Origin of the sequence: Streptomyces novaecaesareae, assembly GCF_000716875.1 — a bacterium.
Lineage (GTDB): Bacteria > Actinomycetota > Actinomycetes > Streptomycetales > Streptomycetaceae > Kitasatospora > Kitasatospora novaecaesareae.
Genome location: NZ_JNWQ01000081.1, coordinates 13,241 through 30,767, shown reverse-complemented (window position 1 = coordinate 30,767; position 17,527 = coordinate 13,241). Strand labels below are relative to the sequence as shown.

The following is a 17,527-nucleotide window of genomic DNA, read 5'->3' as shown; positions in this document are numbered from 1 at the left end:
CGCTCGTCGGCAGCGTCAGATGTGTATAAGAGACAGACCCCGCACGACAGCCCCCCTCCCCCGACAATGGACCCATGTCGGGAGCCGAACCCACCATCACCGTCCCCACCTGGCTGACGGACACCGTCACCGCCACCCACGGCGAGGCCGGCCGCCAATGGCTGGCCGCCCTCCCCGCCAAGGCGGCCGCCCACCTCGCCGCCTGGGACCTCACCCTGGAACGCGTCCTCGACCCCGGCGGGAGCCTCAGCCTCATCGCGTACGTCCACCGCGACGACCTCTCCCCCGCCGTCCTCAAGACCGGCCTGCTCACCCCCGAGACCGCCCACGAGCACGCCGCCCTCACCCACTGGGCCGGCCGGGGCGCGGTCCTCCTCCTCGCCGCCGACCCGGCCGAGGGAGCCCTGCTGCTGGAGCGTCTCCACGGCGAGATCCCGCTCCGTTCCCTCGCCGAGTCCAAGGCCATGCTGGAGGCCACCAGCCTGCTGCACCGCCTCTGGGTGGAGCTCCCCGGGGAACATCCCTTCCCCGCCCTCGCGCAGCGGGTCTCCGCGACCGCCGCCCGCCTCGCGGAACACGGCGGCCACCCCGTCGCCACCGAGGCCCAGGCCCTGGTCACCGAAGCCCTGGACACCGCCCGCGCCCTGGCGGAATCCGCCGACGAGACCTTCCTCCTCCACGGCGACTTCCACCACGGCAACGTCCTCGCCGCCGACCGCGCCCCCTGGCTGGCCATCGACCCGCGCCCCGCCGCCGGCGAACGCGCCTACGACCTGGCCCGCCTCGCCCTGGACCGCGCCGACACCCTGGTCGGATCCCCCGGCGTACCCGCCGCCCTCCGCAGACGCCTCCACCAGCTCTCCGAGGCCCTCGACGTCGACCGGGACCGCCTGCGCGGCTGGACCCTCTTCCGGGCCGTCGACCTGGCGCTCCGCTCCCTCACCGCCGACCGCCGCGAGGACGCCGAGCTCTACCTCGAACTCGCCGACTCCCTCTAGCCCCTCCCGACTACTCCCTCCCAGCCCCCGACCCCTAAGCCCCCCGCAGGGGCAACCGCGCCCCCATCACCGCGTACAACCGCTCCGTCGCCGGAAACCGCACCGCCCGCGCCAGGTCCTGGTACCCCAACGCCCGGTACAGCCGCCGCGCCGGCGTCTCCGCGTCGATCGCCGAGAGGATGCTCCGCTCCAGCCCCGACCGCTCGCACAGCGTCCGGATGATCCGCGAGCCGACCCCCTGCCCCTGGAACTCCGGCAGCACGTGCAGCTCGGTGACGGCGAACACCCCGTCCAGCCAGTCCTCGTACCCCCGAGCGGTCAGATACGGCTCGATCACCGTGCTCCACCAGTGCTCCCGCTGGTTGGGCATGCCGTACCCGAACCCGACCAGCCGCTCCCCGCTCATCGCCCCGAGCGCGATCACCCCAGGCTGCCGGGCGTGCCGCCCGACGATGTGCAGCCGTACCGCGACCTCCTCGGGTGTGAGCCCGAACGCCACCGCCTGGACCTCCAGCGCCTGCGGCGCCCAGGCTGCAAGGTCGATGGCCCCGATCGTCACCCCGGTCAGCTGATCCATGCTCCGGACGTTACTACCAGCGGCCCGCCACCGCGGCCGAAGATCGGAACAGCCCCCGGGCCAAGCCCCCGGGAACGGCTCGGAACGGCTCAGAAGAGAACACTCATGAACGCCCCGACCTCCCGGAACCCCACCCGCCGATACGCCGCCCGGGCCCGCAGGTTGAAGTCGTTGACGTAGAGCGACACCACCGGCGCCACCTCCCGCAGCGCGATGTCCAGGACCGCCGCCATCCCCGTCACGGACAGCCCCCGCCCCCGGTGCTCCGGCGCCACCCAGACGCCCTGGATCTGGCAGGCGCCCTCCGTCACGGCCCCGATCTCCGCCTTGAAGACGACCTGCCCGTCCTCCCCGAACCGCGCGAACGCCCGCCCAGCGGTGACGAGTTCGGCCACCCGGGCCTGGTAGAGGAGCCCCCCGTCCCCCGCCAGCGGCGACACCCCGACCTCCTCGGTGAACATCGCCACGCACGCCGGCATCAGCGTCTCGACCTCGCTGCGCAGCACCCTCCGCACCAGCGGGTCCGGCGCGATCTCCGCCGACGGCACCGCGGTGGCCAACAGCGGCTGGTGCGCCCGGACTTCACGGGCCGGCCCCCAACTCCGCTCCAGCAGCGCCCAGAACGCCGCGGTGGCCTCGGCCGGCCCGACGATCGAGGAGCAGCGCCGCCCCTGCCGGCGGGCCCGCTCGGCGAACGCCGCGACCGCTTCCGGCCCGGCGTCGACCAGGACGAGGTTCGCCCCGGCGTAGCAGAGGGCGTCCAGTACGCCGTCCCCGCCGTACCAGCCCCACAGTTCCCCGCCGAGCCGCCACGGGTCCAGCCCGACGGCTTCGACCCTGGTCGCGACGAAGGCGTTGGCGACCGGGTCGCGGTGGAGGACCTCCAGGGCGTCCGCGAGGTCGGGCGGCTCCAGCACCCGGGTGGTGGCCAGGGCCCGGGCGGCATGGAAGGAGCTCGGGAGCATCACACCTCGATCGAGCATCGAGACAGCACCTCACTGAGACGACTCTGGCCGCACCCTACTCCGTGGCCCCACCCGGCTACGGCTGCGGGGCCGTCCGCGAACGGACGGCCCCGCTTCCGGAAGAACACCGCGCGGACGTTCCCGCGCGATCAGGACAAGCTACGCAGGGTTCACTCCCCCGCGACGACGGTCGGCGCCCCCGCCTCGACGCCCGCCGCCTGCATCTGCTCGGCGAGCTTGAGCGCCTCCTCGATCAGGGTCTCGACGATCTTCGACTCGGGGACGGTCTTGATGACCTCGCCCTTGACGAAGATCTGGCCCTTGCCGTTGCCGGAGGCGACGCCCAGGTCGGCCTCGCGGGCCTCGCCCGGTCCGTTCACGACGCAGCCCATGACGGCGACCCGCAGCGGCACCTCCATGCCCTCCAGCCCGGCGGTGACCTCCTCGGCGAGCTTGTAGACGTCGACCTGGGCGCGGCCGCAGGACGGGCAGGAGACGATCTCCAGGCCGCGCTCGCGCAGCCCGAGCGACTCCAGGATCTGGTTGCCGACCTTGATCTCCTCGGCCGGCGGGGCGGAGAGCGAGACCCGGATGGTGTCGCCGATGCCCTCGGCGAGCAGCGCGCCGAAGGCGACCGCCGACTTGATGGTGCCCTGGAAGGCCGGCCCGGCCTCGGTCACGCCGAGGTGCAGCGGGTAGTCGCAGGCGGCGGCGAGCTGGCGGTACGCGTTGATCATCACGACCGGGTCGTTGTGCTTGACCGAGATCTTGATGTCGCGGAAGTCGTGCTCCTCGAACAGCGAGCACTCCCACAGCGCGGACTCGACCAGCGCCTCGGGGGTCGCCCGGCCGTACTTCTCCAGCAGGCGCTTGTCGAGCGAGCCGGCGTTGACGCCGATCCGGATCGGCACGCCGGCGTCCTTGGCCGCCTTGGCGATCTCGCCGACCTTGTCGTCGAAGGCCTTGATGTTGCCCGGGTTGACGCGCACCGCGGCACAGCCGGCGTCGATCGCGGCGAAGACGTACTTCGGCTGGAAGTGGATGTCCGCGATGACCGGGATCTTCGACTTCTTCGCGATGATCGGCAGCGCGTCGGCGTCGTCCTGCGACGGGCAGGCGACCCGGACGATCTGGCAGCCCGACGCGGTGAGCTCCGCGATCTGCTGCAGCGTGGCGTTGATGTCCGCGGTCACCGTGGTGGTCATCGACTGCACCGAGACCGGGGCGTCGCCGCCGACCGGCACGTTGCCGACCATGATCTGCCGGGAGTAACGACGCTTGGCGAGCGGCTTGAGCGGCAGGGACGGAATACCGAGCGAGATCGCGGTCATGTGCGCAGGGTTCCCCGGGGTAGAGGTGTGGTCGACCGCCCGGCCGTTGGAACGGACGGGGCCGGGCGCGCTGACGATCGCGCACCCGGCCTCCACGGTACGGCACGGCAACGGCCCCCAGCACACCCGCCGTACCCGAACGTCCTAGCTGATCTTCACCGGGTTCACCAGGTCCGCGACCATCACCAGCAGCGTGAAACCGATGAAGATGCTGGCCACGACGTACGCCACCGGCATCAGCTTGGCGACGTCGAACGGGCCCGGGTCGGGCCTGCGGAACAGCTGTGCGAGGCGGCGCCGGACCGCCTCCCAGACCGCGCCGGCGATGTGGCCGCCGTCCAGCGGGAGCAGCGGCAGCATGTTGAAGAGGAAGAGCGACAGGTTGATGCCGGCCAGCAGGTTCACGAAGAACGCGATCCGCTGGGTGCCGGGGATGTCGAGCGAGAAGACCTCGCCGCTCACCCGGGCGGCGCCGACCATGCCGATCGGCGAGTCCGGGTCGCGCGGGGCGTCGCCGACGACGGCGTTCCACAGCCCGGGGATCTTGCCGGGCAGGGCGACCAGCGACTTCACCCCGTTCTCGGTCATGTCGTACATCCGGTCGAGCGACTGCCCGAAGCCCAGCCGGACCACACCACTCGCGGGAGTGAATCCGAGGAACCCGGCCTGGACGGTCTGACCCTTGATCGGGACGTTGTTCCCGTCGTACTTCTGGACGTCGTTGACGGCGATGGTCGGGCTGAGGGTGAGCTGCTGCCCGTCCCGCTCGACCACGACCGGCACGGTCCGGCCGGCCGACCGGCGGATGTCCGTCTGGAGCTGGTCGTAGGTGCGGATCCGGTCGCCGTCGAAGGAGACGATCCGGTCCCCGGCCTTCAGCCCGGCCTGGGCGGCCGGGGTCTGCGGGGCGCCCTCCGGGCAGTTGTCGGTGGGCTGGCCCGCCTTGACGACGCACTGGGCGACGGTGCTGACCGTCGGCACGTTCATCGAGACGCCGAAGCCCATCATGACGGTCAGGAACAGCCCGAACGCCAGGACCAGGTTCATGAACGGCCCGGCGAACATGACGATGACGCGCTTCCACGGCTTGCGGGTGTAGAAGAGCCGCTGCTCGTCGCCGTCCTGGAGCTCCTCGTAGGAGGCCTCGCGGGCGTCCTCGATCATGGTGCGCCAGGGCGAGCTGCTGCGCTTGGTGATCCGGCCGTCATCGCCCGGCGGGAACATCCCGATCATCCGGATGTACCCGCCGAACGGGATCGCCTTGATGCCGTACTCGGTCTCGCCCTTCCGGCGCGACCAGACGGTCGGGCCGAAGCCGACCATGTACTGCGGCACCCGGATGCCGAACAGCTTGGCCGTGGAGAGGTGGCCGAGTTCGTGCCAGGCGATCGAGATGAGCAGCCCGATGACGAAGACCAGGATGCCGACCACCGTCAAAACCGTTGCCACCGCTGGTCCTCCGTCATTCCGCTCCGCTCATCGTCTCGTCCTACCGGGATCGCGTCCGTCAGCCCGCCGCCAGCTCGCGGGCCCGGGCGCGCGCCCAGTCCTCCGCGTGCAGGACGTCCTCCACCGTCAGGGAAGTTCCCGCCGCAGGCGTACCGTGCTCGGCCACGACCTTGGCAACAGTGTCCACGATTCCGGTGAAGGCGAGGCGGCCCTTCAGGAAGGCCTCCACGCACTCCTCGTTCGCCGCATTGAACACCGCCGGAGCGGTGCCGCCCAGGGTGCCCACCTCGCGGGCCAGCTCGACCGCCGGGAAGGCCTCGTCGTCCAGCGGGAAGAACTCCCAGGTCGCGGCCTTCGTCCAGTCACAGGCCGGGGCGGCGTCCGGCACCCGGTCCGGCCAGCCCAGGCCCAGGGCGATCGGCATCCGCATGTCCGGCGGGCTGGCCTGCGCCAGGGTCGAACCGTCGGTGAACTCCACCATCGAGTGCACCACCGACTGCGGATGGACCACGACCTCGATCCGGTCGAAGGGCACGTCGTACAGCAGGTGCGCCTCGATCACCTCCAGGCCCTTGTTGACCAGGGTCGCCGAGTTGATCGTGATCACCGGGCCCATCGCCCAGGTCGGGTGGGCCAGCGCGTCCGCCGCCGTCACCCCGGCCAGCTGCTCCCGGGTCCGGCCCCGGAACGGGCCGCCGCTCGCGGTCACCACCAGCTTGCGGACCTCCGCCCGGGTGCCGCCGGCCAGCGCCTGGAAGATCGCGGTGTGCTCGGAGTCCACCGGCACGATCTGGCCCGGCTTCGCCACCGCCTTCACCAGCGGGCCGCCGACGATCAGCGACTCCTTGTTGGCCAGCACCAGCACCCGGCCCGCCTCCAGCGCGGCCAGCGTCGGCCGCAGCCCGATCGACCCGGTGATGCCGTTCAGCACCGAGTGGCACTCCATGGCGGCCAGCTCCGTCGCCGCCTCCGGGCCCGCCAGCACGGTCGGCAGCGGAGCGCCCGCCGCCTTCGCCGCCAGCGCCTCGCGCAGCGCCGGCTCCGCCGCCGGGTCGGCCACCGCCACCGTGTGCACGCCCAGCCGCAGCGCCTGCTCGGCCAGCAGCTCCACCCGGCCGCCGGCCGCCGACAGCGCGACCACCCGGAACCGGTCCGGATGGCGGAGCACCACGTCGATGGCCTGGGTGCCGATCGAACCGGTGGAACCGAGGATCACCAGCTCCCGGGGGCCGGAGGGGTCCGCCACGGTGGGCGTGAAACGCAGCTGCGGATGGGCGAGCGAAGTCATGTGCCCATTGTGTCCTGTCCGCGACCGCGCCCAGGACCTCCCCAGGACGATCCGGCACCCCTCGGGCTACCGTCTGAGCCATGCGTACCGTCATCGCCGGAGGCCACGGACAGATCGCGCTGAAACTCGAACGGCTGCTCGCCGACCGCGGCGATCGCCCCGCCGGGATCATCCGCCGCCCCGAACAGGCCCAGGACCTGACCGACGCCGGAGCCGAGCCGCTGCTGCTCGACCTGGAGGCCGCCACCGCCCCGCAGCTCGCCGAACTGCTCACCGGCGCCGACGCGGTGGTCTTCGCCGCCGGCGCCGGGCCGGGCAGCGGCGCCGCCCGCAAGAACACCGTCGACCGCGACGCCGCCGTACTCCTCGCCGACGCCGCCGAACTCGCCGGCGTCCGCCGCTACGTGATCGTCTCCTCGATGGGCGCCGACGCCGACGCCCACCACCCCGCCGACGAGGTCTTCGAGACCTACCTGCGGGCCAAGGGCGCCGCCGACGACGCGGTCCGGGCCAGAACCACCCTGGACTGGACGGTGCTGCGCCCCGGGCAGCTCACCGACGGACCCGGCACCGGCCTGGTCCGGCTGGCCCCCTCGGTCGCGCGCGGCGCGGTGGACCGGGCCGACGTCGCCGCCGTCCTGGCCGCCCTGCTGCGCGAGCCCGCCACCGCCGGGCTGACCCTGGAGCTGGTCGCCGGGAACGCCACCGTCGAGGAGGCCGTCGCCGCCGCGGCCGGACACGACGGCTGAACGCACGCCGGGCCCGGTCCGAGGCGGACCGGGCCCTGCGTCAGTCGGTCTCCCGGAGACCGGTGTCTCAGAGGTCGAGGCCGGTCAGGACCAGGACCTTCTCGACGGTGTAATCGTCCATCGCGTACTTGACGCCCTCACGGCCGACGCCGGAGTCCTTGACGCCGCCGTACGGCATCTGGTCCGCACGGTAGGACGGCGCGTCGCCGATGATCACACCGCCGACCTCCAGCTCCCGGTGGGCACGGAAGGCGGTCTGCAGGTCGTGCGTGAACACGCCCGCCTGCAGGCCGAACGCCGAGTCGTTGACGGCCGCGAAGGCCTCGTCCACGCCGTCCACCCGGTGCAGCGACAGCACCGGGCCGAACGCCTCGGCCTTGGCCAGGATCGCGTCCGCGGGCAGCTCGGCCAGCACGGTCGGCGCGTAGGTCGCACCCTCGCGGGTACCGCCGGTCAGCACCTTGGCGCCCTTGGCGACCGCGTCCTCCACCCAGGACTCCACCCGCTTCGCGGCGTTCTCGTCCACCAGCGGGCCGACGTCCGTCGCACCGTCGGTCGGGTCACCCGTGACCTGCGCCTTCACCTTGGCCACGACCTTCTCCACCAGCGCGTCGTACACCGACGCGTCGGCGATCACCCGCTGCACCGAGATGCAGGACTGGCCGCCCTGGTAGTTGGCGAACATCGCGATCCGGGTGGCCGCCCAGTCCAGGTCGGCCTCCGAGGACCAGTCGGCGAGCACCACGGCCGCGGCGTTGCCGCCCAGCTCCAGGGTGCAGTGCTTGCGCGGCACCGAATCCATGATCTGGTAGCCGACCTTGTCCGAACCGGTGAACGAGATCACCGGCAGGCGCTCGTCCTGCACCAGCGCCGGCATCCGGTCGTTCGGCACGGTCAGGATCGACCAGGAGCCGACCGGCAGATCGGTCTCGGCCAGGATCTCGCCAAGCACCATCGCCGACAGCGGAGTCGCCGGAGCCGGCTTCAGGATGATCGGGGCGCCGACCGCGATCGCCGGGGCGACCTTGTGGGCGACCAGGTTCAGCGGGAAGTTGAACGGGGCGATGCCCAGCACCACACCGCGCGGGAAGCGGCGCACCACCGCGAAACGGCCCACGCCGCCCGGGTCGGTGTCCAGACGCATGGTCTCGCCGTTGGTACGGCGCGCCTCCTCGGCGGCCCAGCGGAAGACCGACACCGCGCGGCCGACCTCACCGCGGGCCCACTTGATCGGCTTGCCGTTCTCCGCGGTGATCAGCTGGGCGATCTCCTCGGTGCGCTCGGCCAGCCGCTTGGCCACGTGGTCCAGGGCGGCGGCACGCTGGTGCGCCGGGGTCGCGGCGAACACCGGCAGCGCGGCGACGGCGGCGTCCAGCGCCTCCTCGACCTGGGCCTCGGTCGGGATGCTCACCTTGCCGACCAGACGGCCGTCCCAGCTGTTGTGCACCTCGAAGTCGGCGTCACCGCTCGCCCGGCGGCCGGCGAGCCAGAAATCGTACGTGGTGGTCACCGTGGTACCGGCCCTCTCCTCGTCGTCGTACGGCCCGCACGGACGTGGGACCAGAACCCGAGGGTAGGTGCGTCGGCGCGCCGACCGGATTGGCCGACTAGGAGCGTTCGGCCCCGAGCCCACTCCACCGCGTCCAGGCGGGCGTCCTACTCCTCGCCGGAACGCAGCGCCAGCCACAGCTCCATGCGCACGTCCGTGTCGTCCAGCGAACGACCCAGCAGCTCCTCCACCCGCCGCATCCGGTAGCGCAGCGTGTGCCGGTGCACACCCAGATCGGCCGCCGCCGCGTCCCACTGCCCGTGCCTGGACAACCACGCCCGCAGCGAGGCCACCAGATCACCGCGGGCCGTCCGGTCGTGCTCCCGCAACGGCCGCAACAACCCCTCCGCGAACGCCGTCACCGCGTCCTCCCCGAGCAGCGGCAGCAGCGACCCCGCGCCGACCTCCTCGTGGTCCACCGACCGGCGACCGCCGCGCAGCGCCACCGCCAGCGCCCGCTCCGCCTGCGCGTACGCCGTCCCGGCCTCCTCCAAGGCGGCCGGCGCCGACACGCCCAGCGACACGCCCTCGTGCTCCTCCACCGCGCCCAGGCACGCCCGGTGCACCGCGCCGTTGTCCAGCGCCAACACCATCAACCGCGGCCCGTGCGCGCCGTCCTCCCGCGCCACCAGCAGCTTCTCCCCCACCCGGGCACCCGCCTGCTCCGCCCGGTCGCCCAACTCCCCGAGCGCCTCCGCGGTCTCCGCATTGGCCGGCCCCGTCCCCGCCACCAGGACCCGTATCGTCCCCTCCGGCAGACCACCGAACAGCCCCACCGCCACCTGCCGGGCCGTCGCCACCTCACCCGCCAGCACCATCCGCAGCAGCGCCGCGCCCATCCGCTCCTCCGCCTGCCGCAGCTCGCGCGAACGCTCCAGCGTGAGGGTCAGCAGCGCCACCGCCGCGTTCAGCACGTACCGCTCGGTCGGCGTGATCCGGTCCTCGGTCCCGACCGCCAGGAAACCCCGCGCCCGCCGGTCCGCCCCCAGCGACTGGACCACCACGTAGTCCTCGTCCGCCGTGTCTATCCCCGGCGCCCGCCCCTGCAACGCAGCACTCGACGGCGCCGGCCGCCGACGCAGCCGATCCACCTCCGCCGCCAGCCGCCCCGCCCGCCGCGCCGCCCAGTCCGGCGCCACCACCGACAGCGCGCCCGACCCGTCGTACAGCGCCGCCCAGCCCCCCAGCCGCGCCGCCAGCCGACGCACCACGGCCGTCGTACCGTCCTTGCCCAGCGCGGCCCTGGTCAGCTCCTCCTGCGCCTCGAAGCTGGTCGTCACCGCCTCGTACTGCTCCGCGGCCAGCGCCGCCGACACCACCTTGCTGATCGCGATGAACGGCGTCGGCTCCGGCACCCGCAACAACGGCAACCCGCGCTGCGCCGCCGCATCCACCAACGGCTGCGGCACCTCGGTGTGCGACAGCCCCACCCCGAGCCCCAGCCCCACCACCCCGGCGTCGGCCAACCGGTGCACGTACGCCTGCAACTGCGCCGCCGTACGGCCCAGCTTGATCCCGGTGGTGAGCAGCAGCTCGCCACCCTCCAGGAACGGCGTCGGGTCGTCCAGCTCGCTGGTGTGCACCCAGCGGACCGGCCGCTCCAGATGGTCCGTGCCGGCAAGGACCGTCAGATGGAGCGAACTGTTGCGGACGACGGAGGCGAGTGTGGGGGGCATGGCACCTTCGGGGGATCGACCTGACCGCGCCGTTGCGGCCGGGCGAGGAGAGGGACGTGGGACTGGTGAGGGTCTCTCCCCTTCATTATGGACGCCCCGGACAACCGGCACTGCCGAATCCACCTCGAAGGCGACTTCCGGCCCCGCCCCGCCTCAGCCCCCGCCTCACCCCCGCAGATCCACCAACAACGGCGGCACCTGCTCCCCCGACACCGCCGTCAACGACACCACCGCATGCCCCGCCGGCAACGCGTGCGCCAGATCCGACGGCGACCACCGCAACCGCTCCACATCCCGCGTCGTCACCGACTCCGTCTGCGCCGTCGTCCCCGACAACGCCTTCCGCCCGACCCGCCCCACCCGCCTGATCACCCCACCGGAGGTGTCGGGGGTATGGGTGACCTCGGTTTCGTGGACGACGTGCGTGCCCCACGCCTCGGAGAAGAACTTCCCGTCCCACGGGGCGATACCGGGGAAGACCATGCGACAACCCACGGCCCCGAAGAGAGGAGTCCTCAACGCCTCCGGCAGGTCCATCAGGGTACGGAGCAGGAGCACCGCGCCCGCGTTGGCACCCCGCATCCGCTGGAGACCGCGGACGGTGTTCGCATCGAGCGCGGCGGACGCGTCGTCCACCACCAAGCCGGCGAACAACGAACGGTCCTCACGGGCGGCCGCCGCCACGACGAACTGCCCCACCACCAGACGCGACAAGATCCGAGCAGCCTCCGGGTGACTCCGCTCGGGGAGCTTCACCCGAACTCGCAGCGGATGATCGAGCGCACGCATGGCGAAGGGCAGGTGCCCCGTTCCGTCCGTGGCGAAAGCCCCCTCGAACGCCGGACGATCGAGCAACGCCAGGCGGTCCGCCAGCAGAACGCCCGGGTCGTCGGCACGTTCCTGCTGCCGCTGCCGGTACTCGAGGTCCCGCTCGTAGACCGCCAACCGGCCGACTTCGCGAAGGGCCTTGACGAGCGGCTCCATCACGTCCGGCTCGCCGGAGAGCAGCGCTCTCAGTTCACGGACTCCGGGGTAGCGCCCGTAGGCCGTGTGGAAGGGCCCGATCACTTGCTGCAGGGTCGTGCGGGCAATCTCTGCACGCGCGATCAGCTCGTCCGGAAGCAGGGCGTCGGCGAGTCTGGCCGCCGCCTCGTCCGGATCCTGCGTGGCGCCGTAGAGGTCCAGGCCGTAGGCGGACCCCGGCTCGCCCGGTGCGATCACCACGTCGTACCAGGTGTCCGGGCCGAGATCCACGTCGGCCGCACCGACGACCACGACGCATGCCGTCCCGGCCAGCGCCTGCAGACACAGGGCTTCCGTGACCGGTCGGGCGAGCCGAGCCGTCTTACCGGTTCCTGCAGGGCCGACGGCGAGCAGCGACGTTCCCAGGACACCGGGGTCCACGGCGAATCCGGTCGACCGATGGCTGTGCGGGTTCTTCACCACGTCCTGCGTCGTCCCGAGCCTCACCTGCCGCAGCAGCAGATCGTGCCAGGCCTTACGGGTTGCCAGGTCCCGAGCCTCCGAGGGGTGCGAGAAGGCCGCCGCACCTCGTGCGAGCACCTGGTCGACGAAGGCGGGGAGAAAGACGGCATCCGCCTGCGCGGACTCCCATGCCCGCTGGATCCGGACGTAGTCGACATCCCCGGCCTTCGACCGGTCCAGCTTCTCGGCGGCCGCCGACGCCCCGCCCGACCGTTGGGCGAACCACGGATCGACGGTGGGCACCGACTCAAAGTCGACGGCAGGCCCGACCGGAGCAGGTCCCTCGTGGGTGATGGCGCGAGCGAGGACCGGAGCGACGTTCTTCCGCCATCCGGAACGCGTGAGGAACCGACGGCCGACCTCGCGCCACCGTCCGGTCCGCCAGAACACCGCGGCCGCGCAGCCGATGGTGACCAAGTTGATGAGGACCTGCACGGTGTTGAACTGGTCCGGAGACGTTCCGGCGAACCAGCCGAGAAGCCCCACCGCCCACACGAGCACGAACGTGCCGATGTAGTACGTCGCGACGGTCGCGACGAGGTTGAGCACGGCGCGCCACAACAGTTGCCCGGTGGGGACCTTCGCTTCTTCCGCCTCCGTGGGATCGGTCCACTTGTACCCCTGACGGAAGATCCCCGGTGCGGCCTCCGACCGCGGGACCGCCACCCACGCCGCGAGGTCGAAGGACCCGTCCGCGGCCGTGCCCGGTCGTTGGTGGGGCAGGGGGGTCGGGGGTCTGGTGGTGGTGCGCTCGCCGTGGTGGTGTGACCCGTCCTGTGCCATGTACGGCCCCGCTCCCTCGCCCGCCCGGCCCGACCGCCGTCGGTGCCGCCATACCCATGCCGCCGTACCGGCGACACGCCCGCGCTCAGGGTAGTGGAGCGGGGCCTGCGGGTAGTCGCGCCGTCCGCGCTGGCCGGGTCGGACAAGTCGGACGGCGCAGTGCTACCGAGTGGCGCATGCCTGGCCGGGGAGGGCGGCCGTAGCCTGCGAAGCACCGAGCCGAGAAGTCTGGAGAAACCCCATGAGCGCCGCAACGCCGCTCCCGCAGGAGCGCCGCCTGGTCACCGCGATCCCCGGTCCGAAGTCGCAGGAGCTGCAGGCCCGCAAGCTGGGTGCGGTGGCGGCCGGCGTCGGCACCACCCTGCCGGTGTACGTGTCCCGTGCCAACGGCGGTGTGCTGGAGGACGTGGACGGCAACTCGCTGATCGACTTCGGTTCCGGCATCGCCGTGACGAACGTCGGCAACAGCGCCGAGGCCGTGGTGGCCAAGGCGACCGAGCAGCTGGCCGCCTTCACCCACACCTGCTTCATGGTGACCCCGTACGAGGGTTACGTGGCCGTCGCCGAGCAGCTGAACGAGCTGACCCCGGGCGACCACGAGAAGCGCACCGCGCTGTTCAACTCGGGCGCCGAGGCGGTCGAGAACGCGGTGAAGATCGCCCGCGCGTACACCAAGCGCACCGCCGTCGTGGTGTTCGACCACGGCTACCACGGCCGTACGAACCTCACCATGGGTCTGACGGCGAAGAACATGCCGTACAAGCAGGGCTTCGGCCCGTTCGCCCCGGAGATCTACCGGGTGCCGGTGGCCTACCCGTACCGCTGGCTGACGGGTGCGGAGAACTGTGCCGCCGAGGCCGCCGCGCAGGCGATCGACGTCATCACCAAGCAGATCGGTGCCGAGAACGTCGCGGCGATCATCATCGAGCCGATCCAGGGCGAGGGCGGCTTCATCGAGCCGGCCAAGGGCTTCCTGCCGGCGATCGTGGAGTTCGCGAAGGCGAACGGCATCGTGTTCGTCGCGGACGAGATCCAGACGGGCTTCTGCCGCACCGGCCAGTGGTTCGCCTGTGACGACGAGGGCATCGTCCCGGACCTGATCACCACCGCCAAGGGCATCGCCGGCGGTCTGCCGCTGGCCGCGGTGACCGGCCGCGCCGAGATCATGGACGCCGCGCACGCGGGTGGCCTGGGCGGCACCTACGGCGGCAACCCGGTGGCGTGTGCCGCCGCGCTGGGCGCCATCGAGACGATGAAGGAGCAGGACCTCAACGGCAAGGCGCAGCGGATCGGCGAGGTCATGCTGGGCCGTCTGCGGGCGCTGCAGGAGAAGTTCGAGGTGATCGGCGAGGTCCGCGGCCGCGGCGCGATGATCGCGATCGAGCTGGTGAAGCCGGGTTCCAAGGAGCCGAACCCGGAGCTCACCGCCGCCGTGGCCAAGGCCTGCCACGCCGAGGGTCTGGTGGTCCTCACCGCCGGCACCTACGGCAACGTGCTGCGTTTCCTGCCGCCGCTGGTGATCCCGGAGCACCTGCTCGAGGAGGGTCTGGACATCATCGAGGGCGCCTTCGCGCTCCAGGGTGTCACCGCCGCCTGATCCAGGCGCCACCTGCCTGCCGGAGGGATGTCCGGACAGCGCTGAACGGCCCGTGGGGACCTCTGGTCCTCACGGGCCGTTCGGTTGTGCACGGGAGTCGCGGACGGTGTGTACGGGAGCCGCGGACGGGCCGGTGCGGCGGGCCGGGCATGATCGACGGGGCGCCCCGGAGGTTGCCCGGTGCGGGGTGAAGATGATGTGCGGAATCGCTGAAGGCGCTCGGCGCGGAAGGGCTGTTGACGTAGTGTCATCGCAGATGGACAGCGAGCCTCAGCCATTGGCGGAGCCGTCCGCGGAGCCTCCCTCGGGAGCGGGTCCGCGGGTGCCCCGCGAGGACAACCAGGCCGCCCCGCGAGGGTCGGCGCATACCGAAGGCCGATCGACCGACCGTCCGACCCACACCCCCCGGGGCGCACGGAACGGCGATCATCAGAGCCGCCCCGGAGCTCTCCCCCCTGCTCCGGGGCGGCTGTCCGTCGTCCTGGGCCGGGTGGCGCGGTCAGCGGCCGTGCCGGTGGTGGCCGCGGCGGTGCTGCTGGCGGTGTCCTGGCAGGTGGCGGTGGACGGGCCGCTGCTCGGGGTGGACCGGTGGGTCCGCGGGGCGGTGCACACGGCCCGACGGGAGTTCCCGAGCGCGCTGCTCGACGGTCTCGGCCATGTCCTGTCGGACCTGGGCAGCAGCGTCCCGGCGATCCCGGTGCTGCTGCTGGCGGGCGTGCTGGCCGCCGGGGGGTGGCGCCGGGCCGGGGCGCTGCGCTGGTGGCTGCCGCTGCCGGTGGCGGTACTGGCGGCGGGGCTGATCCCGCTGCTGGTGGTCCCGGCGAAGTCGGCCTTCGCCCGGCCGGGCCCGCTCGGGGAGCCGCTGACGCCGGGGCAGTGGGGCTGGTATCCCTCCGGGCACACCGCGACGGCGACGATCTCCTACGGGGTGGCGGCCCTGCTGCTGGCCCGGGTGGCGGGGCCGGGCGCCGCCCGGGGGCTGGCGGCGGGCGCGGCGCTGGCGGCTCTCGGGGTGGGTACGGGGCTGGTGTGGAGCGACTTCCACTGGCTGCTGGACGTGCTGGCCGCCTGGTGCCTGGCGGTGCTGGTGCTGTGGGCGCTCGACCGGTGGCTGCCCCGGCCGGGCGCCGGGGGGCGTCAGGCCTCGGGGTCGTCGTTGCGGTGAACCAGGCCGGTCTCGCCGTTGTCGCGCTGCCATTCGACGACGAGTTCGTCGCGCGCGCCGAAGCGGACGAGGTGGCGGCCGACGACGTCCTCCAGACCGGGCAGGTTCTCGCGTTCGCCCTCGACGGTGAGCAGCAGGGCGTCGGGCTGCGCCTCCAGGGTGGCGGTGCCGGCGGTGAAGACGAGCGTGCCGCGGCCGGTCTCCTCGGAGTAGGCGGCCTCGATCTTGCGGCCCATGTGGGCGGCGAGCTGCTTGGCGTAGCGGCCGGGGCGGTCGGTGGCGACGCGGGCGGTGGAAACGGGCATGGGTGCTCCAGGGTTCGGCGGGAACTTAGGGTCCCCTCACTGACGGCTACGCTAGCCCAGATACTGAGCTAAGCTCAACATATTTCCCGGAGCGTCTTCGCCCGACGCCCGAGCGCCCCGGACCCGGTCGCTACGCTTGGCCGGACACCTGCCGAGGAGACCGCCGATGACCACCACGCCGACCGACGATCCGGCGGACCCCTCCCCCGAGCCCGGCACCCCCGACGTCCCCGGCATCCCGGGCACCCCCGGCAGCCCCGACGCCGCCGACCTCCCGGGCACCGCCGCCGAACTGGCCGACGCGATGACCAGGGCGATCAAGCGGATCCGCCGGCAGACCGGCTCGCGGCTGGAGCCGTACGGCATCACCCCCGGCCAGGCCCGCGCGCTGCGCACGCTCGCCCACGTACCCGGCTGCGAGACCCCGGACCGGGCGATGCGGCTGAGCGACCTCGCGGACAAGCTGCACATCGCCCCGCGCTCGGCCACCACCGTGGTCGACGCGCTGGAGGAAGCCGGCCTGGTCGAGCGCAGCCCCGACCCGGCCGACCGGCGGGCGGTGCGGATCCTGCTGACCGGGGCCGGCCGCGCGGCGGTGGAACGGATCGGGCAGGTCCGGGACGAGGTGGCGCAGGAGTACTTCGGCGAGGTCAGCCCCGCGGACGAGGAGGTGCTGCTGCGAGTGCTGCGCTCCGCCGAGGCGCGGTTCCTCGCAGCCGGGCCGCCACGGCGGTAGGTGCCCCCGGACGCAGCGCGGTGACCCCGATCCCGGCGATCACCAGCAGCGCGGCCGCGGCGGCCGTCGCACTGACCCGCTCGCCGAGCAGCAGCCAGGCCGAGGACATCCCGAACACCGGCACCAGCAGCGAGTAGGGCGCCACGGCGGTGGCGTCGTAGCTGCGCAGCAGGAAGCTCCAGGCGACGAAGCCCAGCAGGGTGGAGACCAGCCCGACGTAGCCGATCGCGCCGAGCCCGGCGGGAGTGATGTCGCGCAGCGCGCGCAGGTCCGCCTCCGGGCCCTCGACCAGCAGGGACAGGCCCAGCAGCGGCAGCGGCGGGACGGCGCTGACCCAGACCATCCAGCGCAGCGCGTCCGGCGGCGCGGCCTTACGGGTCAGCACGTTGGCCAGGCCCCAGACGACGGCGGCCAGCACGACCAGGGCGAAGGCGCCGAGCGGGCCGCCCACGCCCTGGTCGTACGCGCTCAGCGCGATGCCCGCGAAGGCGATCGCCAGGCCCGCGAGCCGCCGGCCACCGGGGCGTTCGCGCAGCAGCACGGCGGCGAACAGGGCGGTGAAGCCGGCCTGCCCCTGGAGCACCAGCGAGGAGAGGCCGGCCGGCATCCCGGCGTGCATGCCGAGGAAGAGCAGCCCGAACTTGACCACCCCGAGGACCACGCCGACCGCGACCACCCAGCGCCAGGCCACCTTGGGCGGGCCGATGAAGAAGACGGCCGGGACGGCGACGACGGCGAACCGCAGGGCGCAGAAGAGCAGCGGCGGGAAGTTCTCCAGGCCGACGTGGATGAGGACGAAGTTGAGGCCCCAGATCGCGGCCACCAGGACGGCCAGCGCGATGTGGGGCGTGCTCATGCCGGCGTTGCTGTTCAT

15 protein-coding genes are annotated in these 17,527 nt (G+C 72.7%); 5 read left to right on the top strand and 10 right to left on the bottom strand.

Going from position 1 to position 17,527, the window contains the following annotated elements:
* Positions 1 to 74 precede the first annotated feature (74 nt).
* Complete coding sequence (locus OP86_RS26090) at positions 75 to 998, top strand: aminoglycoside phosphotransferase family protein (protein ID WP_030260721.1); 924 nt, start codon at positions 75 to 77, stop codon at positions 996 to 998.
* A gap of 34 nt (positions 999 to 1,032) precedes the next feature.
* Here the strand turns inward: OP86_RS26090 and OP86_RS26085 are convergent, their stop codons facing one another.
* From OP86_RS26085 to dxr, 5 genes are all read right to left on the bottom strand, one after another.
* Positions 1,033 to 1,575 carry a GNAT family N-acetyltransferase gene (locus OP86_RS26085; RefSeq protein ID WP_030060615.1) on the bottom strand — a complete coding sequence of 181 codons (543 nt, stop codon included), beginning with the start codon at positions 1,573 to 1,575 and terminating at the stop codon, positions 1,033 to 1,035.
* A gap of 89 nt (positions 1,576 to 1,664) precedes the next feature.
* On the bottom strand, positions 1,665 to 2,540 hold the full coding sequence (locus OP86_RS26080) for a GNAT family N-acetyltransferase (RefSeq protein WP_051830670.1): 876 nt from the start codon (positions 2,538 to 2,540) through the stop codon (positions 1,665 to 1,667).
* A gap of 170 nt (positions 2,541 to 2,710) precedes the next feature.
* Entirely contained in the window at positions 2,711 to 3,871 is a 1,161-nt protein-coding gene (gene ispG, locus OP86_RS26075) for a flavodoxin-dependent (E)-4-hydroxy-3-methylbut-2-enyl-diphosphate synthase (RefSeq protein WP_030060613.1), read from the bottom strand.
* Positions 3,872 to 4,015: 144 nt separating this feature from the next.
* Entirely contained in the window at positions 4,016 to 5,320 is a 1,305-nt protein-coding gene (locus OP86_RS26070; RefSeq protein ID WP_030060612.1) for a M50 family metallopeptidase, read from the bottom strand.
* 58 nt (positions 5,321 to 5,378) lie between these two features.
* Positions 5,379 to 6,608, bottom strand: coding sequence for a 1-deoxy-D-xylulose-5-phosphate reductoisomerase (gene dxr / locus OP86_RS26065; protein ID WP_030260718.1), 1,230 nt, complete (start codon positions 6,606 to 6,608; stop codon positions 5,379 to 5,381).
* Positions 6,609 to 6,688: 80 nt separating this feature from the next.
* On the opposite strand from dxr, the gene OP86_RS26060 reads away from it, so the two are divergent.
* Positions 6,689 to 7,357 (top strand): SDR family oxidoreductase, encoded by a 669-nt coding sequence (locus tag OP86_RS26060; protein WP_030060609.1) that lies wholly within the window; start codon positions 6,689 to 6,691, stop codon positions 7,355 to 7,357.
* Between the two features lie 67 nt (positions 7,358 to 7,424).
* Here the strand turns inward: OP86_RS26060 and OP86_RS26055 are convergent, their stop codons facing one another.
* The 3 genes from OP86_RS26055 to OP86_RS26045 all read right to left on the bottom strand — a co-directional run bounded on the left by OP86_RS26055 (position 7,425) and on the right by OP86_RS26045 (position 12,850).
* Positions 7,425 to 8,867 carry an aldehyde dehydrogenase family protein gene (locus tag OP86_RS26055; protein WP_030060608.1) on the bottom strand — a complete coding sequence of 481 codons (1,443 nt, stop codon included), beginning with the start codon at positions 8,865 to 8,867 and terminating at the stop codon, positions 7,425 to 7,427.
* A gap of 146 nt (positions 8,868 to 9,013) precedes the next feature.
* Positions 9,014 to 10,582 (bottom strand): PucR family transcriptional regulator, encoded by a 1,569-nt coding sequence (locus tag OP86_RS26050; RefSeq protein ID WP_030060607.1) that lies wholly within the window; start codon positions 10,580 to 10,582, stop codon positions 9,014 to 9,016.
* Between the two features lie 165 nt (positions 10,583 to 10,747).
* Positions 10,748 to 12,850 carry a hypothetical protein gene (locus tag OP86_RS26045; RefSeq protein ID WP_030060606.1) on the bottom strand — a complete coding sequence of 701 codons (2,103 nt, stop codon included), beginning with the start codon at positions 12,848 to 12,850 and terminating at the stop codon, positions 10,748 to 10,750.
* A gap of 241 nt (positions 12,851 to 13,091) precedes the next feature.
* Here OP86_RS26045 and gabT point away from each other — a divergent pair, with 241 nt between their 5' ends.
* On the top strand, positions 13,092 to 14,447 hold the full coding sequence (gene gabT / locus OP86_RS26040) for a 4-aminobutyrate--2-oxoglutarate transaminase (protein ID WP_030060605.1): 1,356 nt from the start codon (positions 13,092 to 13,094) through the stop codon (positions 14,445 to 14,447).
* 490 nt (positions 14,448 to 14,937) lie between these two features.
* Complete coding sequence (locus tag OP86_RS26035) at positions 14,938 to 15,612, top strand: phosphatase PAP2 family protein (protein WP_157849843.1); 675 nt, start codon at positions 14,938 to 14,940, stop codon at positions 15,610 to 15,612.
* Here OP86_RS26035 and OP86_RS26030 read toward each other — a convergent pair.
* A complete protein-coding gene (locus OP86_RS26030) occupies positions 15,585 to 15,917 on the bottom strand; it encodes a DUF2218 domain-containing protein (RefSeq protein WP_033333440.1) in 333 nt (110 codons plus the stop codon). The two genes, OP86_RS26035 and OP86_RS26030, sit on opposite strands and share 28 nt — an antisense overlap.
* Before the next feature lie 166 nt (positions 15,918 to 16,083).
* Here OP86_RS26030 and OP86_RS26025 point away from each other — a divergent pair, with 166 nt between their 5' ends.
* Positions 16,084 to 16,653 carry a MarR family winged helix-turn-helix transcriptional regulator gene (locus OP86_RS26025; RefSeq protein WP_051830653.1) on the top strand — a complete coding sequence of 190 codons (570 nt, stop codon included), beginning with the start codon at positions 16,084 to 16,086 and terminating at the stop codon, positions 16,651 to 16,653.
* On the opposite strand, the gene OP86_RS26020 is transcribed toward OP86_RS26025, so the two are convergent.
* Entirely contained in the window at positions 16,568 to 17,509 is a 942-nt protein-coding gene (locus OP86_RS26020) for an EamA family transporter (RefSeq protein ID WP_030060600.1), read from the bottom strand. The genes OP86_RS26025 and OP86_RS26020 overlap by 86 nt on opposite strands.
* Positions 17,510 to 17,527 lie beyond the last annotated feature (18 nt).